A 6,097-nucleotide genomic window follows, 5' to 3' on the forward strand; every position below is an offset into this window, starting at 1 on the left:
GCGCGATCGCGCACAGAACCCTCCTTTCCATCGAAGTATCGCACTCATTGAGTCGACGAAGAGGGCGAAGCGGTCGACATAATGAACTCCCAGAATCCATGTGTCCCCTCCCGGGCTTGGTCAGGCAGCGGTGTGCTTGATAACGCGACAGGCGCTACTCCCTCGCCACCGAAAAACCTGAAACGAGCCTCCCGGACCCAAAATCCTGCATTGAATGAATGTAAGGTATCAGAACTGTTGGGAGCGGACTGTGTGAAATTTGCCGCTATCCACCGGACAGGATCGACGGCGAAAGCCTATCTGGAGGTAGAAATCGTGAGGAAACGTTCATTGACTATTCTGCTCGTTGTATTGGCGCTGGTGTTTACCGCCTGTGGTTCGGACGGTGATACGACCACAACGGCTGGCGCCACTGCCACAACGGCAGCGGCCGCGGAATTGACCAAAGTCACCGTTCTGGCTCCCAACCCCTCCGCAGTGATCTGGTTCAGCCTATGCACCGCCATTTATGAGGGCTACCTTGCAGAAGAAGGCATCGACGCATCGTTTGAGGCCGTAGACGGATCAGGGGCCGTGTTGCAGGCGATGGCTGCCGGCCAGGCCGAATTCGGTATTCCTGGTCCGGGTCCGGTGCTAGCCGCCCGGGCGGCCGGTGAAGATCCTGTCGCCATCTACAACGGTTTCGCCCAGGCGCTGTTCGGACTCGTCGTTTTGGCAGATTCCGACTACACAGTACCGGCAGACCTCAAAGGCGATGGCGCTCCTACTGTCATCGGCGTGGGGACCGCAGAGGGATCTGAAGTGACCTTTGTGCGACCGATCCTCACTGCGGCCGGTCTCGAAGAAGGCGTCGATTACGAGTTCCTCCCGGTCGGAGACGGTGGTCCTGCCACTGCAGCCTTCGAGCGGGGTGAAATCGAAGCCTATGCGGCAGCGGTACCGGACATGGCGATCATCGAAGCCCGCGGCTTGCCTTTGTTGGAGATCACGCCGCCGGAATACAAGACCGTCTTCGGGAATGGATATACCACGACTCAATCACTCATCGATTCGAATCCTGAACTGGTCCAGGGATTCGTAAATGGTTTGGTCAAGGGAGCCCTCTTTGGTGAGGCAAACCCGGACGCAGCCGAGGCCGATTGCGCGAAGATGAATCCGGAAGAGGCAACTGATCCTGAACTGGCCAGGGCGTTGCTGGATCTTTCGATCGTCGTGAGCAAGCCACTCGGCGGTCTGCCATGGGGAACGTATGACCCGGTTGCCTGGCAAGCGTGGGCCGACAGCCTCGTTGCCGACGGCACCCTTGACGAGGCTCCGGATGTGAGCAAGGCGTTCACCAACAGCTTCGTTGAAAAAGCCCACGCGGGCAGCTAGAAGAGAATGACCGAATCAACGGATGCCGTTGGCCGGGCGGGACAACAGTCCCGCCCGGCCAACGATGAGGTCGTCAGGATCACGAACCTCTCCAAGACATTTCACAAACGCGGTTTGAAGGCCCTGGACGACGTCAACATAACCCTTCGCCACGGCACTTTCACCAGTGTCATCGGTCCTAGCGGTTGTGGGAAGTCCACCCTGCTGAAGATAATGGCTGGGTTGATTCCGGCCAGCTCCGGCGAGATGCTGCTGAACGGCATAGAGGTGACCGGCCCGCGTCAGGACATCGGCATCATGTTTCAGCAGCCCACGCTGCTTCCGTGGCGTACTTCGATCGAGAACGTCTTGCTACCAATTGAAATCAGGTCGGGGACGGCCGCGGCCAAAGAGAAGTCGGAAGATGCCCTTCAACTCCTTGAGTTGGTGGGCCTCGGGGGATTCGATCAGGTCCATCCGTTTGAACTCTCGGGCGGCATGGCGCAACGGGTCGCCATCTGCCGGATGCTCGTAACCGGACCGGCAATTCTGCTGCTCGATGAACCTTTCGGGGCTTTGGACGAGTTGACCCGCGAGTACATGAACGTCGAACTGCAACGGATTTGTCGCGAACGAGACGCCACCTCCTTCATGGTGACCCACGCGATCCCGGAAGCCGTCTTTCTCGCCGACCGGGTACTTGTAATGTCGGCTCGTCCGGGTCGGATCGCCACCGTAGTTGATGTAAACCTTCCCCGTCCAAGGACTCTTGACATGATGACCACTCCCGAGTTCGGGGCTCTCGTACGTCAGGTACGTCATAGCCTCGACATGGGAATCAACGGTGGAGGCGAAGCATGATTCCGAAGACCGGAAAACAAGCCGGACCCGTGGCAATGTCCGATGCTGAGACGCTGTGGTATTCGGGCAAATGGATTGACCGGGTTCCTCAGTGGGTTTCGATCACAGTGTTGGGGTTGGCCATGCTCGGAATCTGGTGGCTCGTCGCGGAACTCGAGTTCGTCTCCAGGATTCTCCTGCCAGGACCGGCAGAAACCTTCGAAGAACTGTGGGACGCGACGAAGAACATCGCCACAGGTGGACATATCGCCGAGGGACTGTGGATCACTACAAAAGAGGTCGTTCTCGGCTTCCTTCTGGCAGCCATCGCAGGGTTTGTTTTGGGTGTTGTCGTTGGCGAAACCAGGTTGGGGAGGAAAGCGGTAATGCCCTATCTGGTCTCTTTCAACGCTCTCCCCAAGGTTGCCTTCGCCCCTGTTTTCGTGGCATGGTTTGGCTTCGGCGTCACCTCGAAGATCGTCATGGCCCTCTTCATCGCCTTCTTCCCGGTGATCGTCGACACGGCCGCGGGTATGTACGCTGCGGACGACGACACGTTGATGCTGTTCAAGTCGATGGAATCGACCAGATGGCAGACACTGAGAAAGCTCAAGCTGCCGTCCGCCCTGCCATTTATCTTCGCCGGACTCAAAACTGCTGCAGTGTTCAGCGTGGTCGGGGCGGTGGTCGGTGAATACCTGGGCGGAGGTCATGGGTTGGGCGAGCTGATCAGGTTCTCAGCCCAGACATTGCGAATAGATAGAGTATTCGCCCTGATCGTCTATCTCGGGGTCATCGGCCTAATCCTGTTCGGAATAGTGGCATGGGCAGAGAGAAAGCTGCTGTTCTGGCAAAAGTCCGAGGTCTTTGAGATCCAGGGCACCGGTTAAGATCGAGAGGAGCTGCTATGAGAATTGCACGAGTTAATGGGGCAACCGGACCTGTATATGTGGTCCAGGCTGGTGACGAATCCTGGGTCGAGCTTGGATCGCTCGGTATTCACGTTACGACTACGCCCGAGCTTGTCAATGCCGCGGACGCTCTGGCGGCTCTCGACGTCAGTGCAATGGGAGGCGGACTCGTCGATCCCTCGTTCCTGGCTCCGATAGTCGCGCCGGGAAAACTGATGGCGATCGGGCTCAACTATGCCGATCACATTCGGGAAACAGGTTCCAAAGCGCCCGCGAATCCCATCCTGTTCGTGAAGGCCAACACTTCGCTGACCGGTCCCGAAGATGACATCGTCGTCGATCCGGAGCTGACCTCGATGGCCGACTATGAGACCGAACTTACGCTAATTATCGGGCGAGAGACCAAGGGCATTTCCGAGGCCGACGCCCGTAGTGTGGTCTTCGGATATACCGTGGCCAACGACGTGTCAGCGCGCGATTGCATGAAGGCCGATGGGCAGCTGGTTCGGGCCAAGAGCTTCGACACGTATTGCCCTATCGGACCCTGGATCACGACGGCCGATTCGGTACCAGATCCACAGGCACTCGCCGTAAAAACCCTGGTAAACGGTGAGGTGAGACAGGACTCCTCGACGGCCGAGATGATTTTCTCGATCGACCACCTCATCTACTTCCTCGCCCGAGGGATGACATTGGAACCCGGTGACGTAATGCTGACCGGAACCCCGCACGGGGTTGGGTTCGTCATGGACCCGCCCCGCTTCCTCCACGCCGGCGATGTGGTCGAGTGCGAAGTAGAGGGCCTCGGCAAGCTTCGGAATCGGGTTGTTGGTCCCTGAGCTGGACAGAAGTGCCTCGCTGAGCGAAGGAGATTCAGAATGGACGTTGGATTTATCGGCCTCGGCGCCATGGGACAGCCGATGGCCCACAACCTCGCCAAAGCGGGGCACAAAGTTCGGGCCTGGAACCGGACGCCGGTCGATCCACCCGAGGGGGTCGATCTGGTCGATTCTCCAAAGGCCGTCGGCGAACAAGCTGACGTCGCCTTTGTCATGGTGTCAGACGCCGATGCCGTCGAAGAGGTCGTATTTGGTGAGAACGGTTGGGCGAGTGGGGCGAAGCCGGGGTCGGCACTCATCCAGTCGTCGACCATCGGGGCGAAGGCCGCTGAGCGCATCGGCGAACGAGTCGCCGGGGCAGGGTTCCAGTTTCTTGACGCTCCGGTCAGCGGTTCTGTAAAGCCGGCCGAAAACGCCCAGTTGACGATCCTTGGTGGCGGCGATCAGGCGTTGTTCGATCGCTTTCAGGGCTTGTTCGACGCGGTTTCGAAGCGGACCGTTGTCTTCGGACCGATTGGGAGCGGGTCGATAGCCAAGCTCGCTGTCAACGGGTTCCTCGTGTCGGTGATCGCCGCCGCATCAGAGAGCTTGTCATGGCTCCATGAGCGCGATCCAGATCTGGATATCGCAACATTCGCATCGGTCATCGAGCGGATTTCTCCGATAGCAGCGGCCCGAGCTGAATCGATCGTCGGTGACGCGCCGAAGGGGGGATTCTCGCTTCGTCAGGCTGCCAAGGACATGGAACTGGTTGGCGAGGAATTCCACTCAGGAGGTGTCGTGGAGGCTGTGCGAAGCCTCACCCGAGCAGGATTGGATCTCGGATTCGGCGACCTCGACGTCTCTTGTCTCGGCGCGGTCGTACGCAACAAGGATAACGGTTGAGTTCCACGCAAGACTTCGATCCCAACGCCTGGAGCGGGATTGGCACTGCCAACCTGTCTGACGTCGTGGGACGGGTCGGAGCGATGGACGGTGGCATCCATCGGCTGTGCGGAGAACGAATGGCCGGGCCGGCGCACACCGTTATGACCGGTACCGGAGATTCGTCAAGCATCCACCGAGCCATGGTCGACGTCGAGTCAGGCTCCGTATTGGTCGTCGATGCGCAGGGCGGCACTGCCCGGGCTGTATGGGGTGCGGTGATGACTGCCGCCGCCATCGAGCGAGGAATCGTCGGAGCGGTCATTGATGGCGCTATTCGAGATATCGACGAGATCACTGCTTGGGGATTTCCGGTGTACGCCCGGGCCACCTGCCCGGCTGGCCCCCACAAGGGTTTCCGGGGATCTCACGGGATTTCGATCCAATGTGGTGGGGTTGTAGTTAAGCCCGGTGACATTGTGGTGGGTGATGCCGATGGAGTCACGGTTGTCCCATCACACTTGGCTGGGGAGGCACTGGCCGCCGTGGAGCAACTTGTGGTGGCGGAGCGAAATTGGATGAAACGCATCCGTTCGGGTGAGTCTTCGACTGAGATCCTCGGACTGGAGTAGGTCGACCCAAACCGGACGCTTCCCCTCGGGATTTTGACCGTTAGGTGAACCATGACGGAGCATTATCGGTGGAGTGACCGATCTCTATCTCGAACCATTCGGGCCAGGAGAGGCTCTCCAGTGTCGTCATGCGAAACGCCGCCGGCCGGACGATCCAGTAGCAGTCGGCGACACACGCCGGGCACAGGCCACCCACCAGCGGGCGGCGTCGTCGCCGCAGTCGACACAGACCGGAGCCGTCATGTCAGGTCCTCCGCAGCGATGTAGAACACCCGTCCGGCTTCCACCGCGGAGGCAAGCAGCCGGGGCCGGACCTGGTGGAACAGCGACAGTGACCAGCGTCATGTGCTAGCTCAGATGAGTCTCATCGGGGCAGAGATCTGACGGAGTGCAATCAAGGTCGCTTCGAGGATCACCGCCGTCGGGTAGGTCAGAACGAGCACCAGAGCCACCCCTTTCACAGCCTGACGCCAGTGTCAGCGGAACCAGATCAACGGAAGCGCCAGGCCGGTGGCTGCAACACTGAGGTACGCCAAGTGGGAATCGAAGTGGTCGATGTGAACCCACAATGCCAAGGGCTCAGCCATCAAGACGGTGGCCACAGTCACGACCGCAGCGAACGCCGTCCGATGCGCGGTCAGCCGCCATCCAATTACCC

6 protein-coding genes are annotated in these 6,097 nt (G+C 59.5%); all 6 read left to right on the forward strand.

The window, feature by feature from the left end; translation table 11 throughout:
- The first annotated feature begins 81 nt into the window (after window positions 1-81).
- From JJE47_01835 to JJE47_01860, 6 genes are read left to right on the forward strand one after another with little or no spacing between them, the layout of a single operon-like run.
- A complete protein-coding gene (locus tag JJE47_01835; GenBank protein MBK5266152.1) occupies window positions 82-1,374 on the forward strand; it encodes an ABC transporter substrate-binding protein in 1,293 nt (430 codons plus the stop codon).
- Between the two features lie 6 nt (window positions 1,375-1,380).
- The gene (locus tag JJE47_01840; GenBank protein MBK5266153.1) at window positions 1,381-2,214 is read left to right on the forward strand and encodes an ABC transporter ATP-binding protein; all 834 of its coding nucleotides are present in this window, start codon (window positions 1,381-1,383) and stop codon (window positions 2,212-2,214) included.
- Between the two features lie 35 nt (window positions 2,215-2,249).
- Window positions 2,250-3,083: an ABC transporter permease gene (locus JJE47_01845; GenBank protein ID MBK5266154.1), complete on the forward strand. Its 834-nt coding sequence runs from the start codon at window positions 2,250-2,252 to the stop codon at window positions 3,081-3,083.
- Between the two features lie 17 nt (window positions 3,084-3,100).
- Window positions 3,101-3,943 carry a fumarylacetoacetate hydrolase family protein gene (locus JJE47_01850; GenBank protein MBK5266155.1) on the forward strand — a complete coding sequence of 281 codons (843 nt, stop codon included), beginning with the start codon at window positions 3,101-3,103 and terminating at the stop codon, window positions 3,941-3,943.
- Between the two features lie 39 nt (window positions 3,944-3,982).
- Window positions 3,983-4,828 carry an NAD(P)-dependent oxidoreductase gene (locus JJE47_01855; protein ID MBK5266156.1) on the forward strand — a complete coding sequence of 282 codons (846 nt, stop codon included), beginning with the start codon at window positions 3,983-3,985 and terminating at the stop codon, window positions 4,826-4,828.
- Window positions 4,825-5,439 carry a hypothetical protein gene (locus JJE47_01860; protein ID MBK5266157.1) on the forward strand — a complete coding sequence of 205 codons (615 nt, stop codon included), beginning with the start codon at window positions 4,825-4,827 and terminating at the stop codon, window positions 5,437-5,439. Before JJE47_01855 ends, JJE47_01860 begins: the two co-directional genes overlap by 4 nt.
- The last annotated feature ends 658 nt before the right edge of the window (window positions 5,440-6,097 follow it).

The sequence above is a fragment of the Acidimicrobiia bacterium genome (genome assembly GCA_016650365.1).
Lineage (GTDB): Bacteria > Actinomycetota > Acidimicrobiia > Spongiisociales > JAENVV01 > JAENVV01.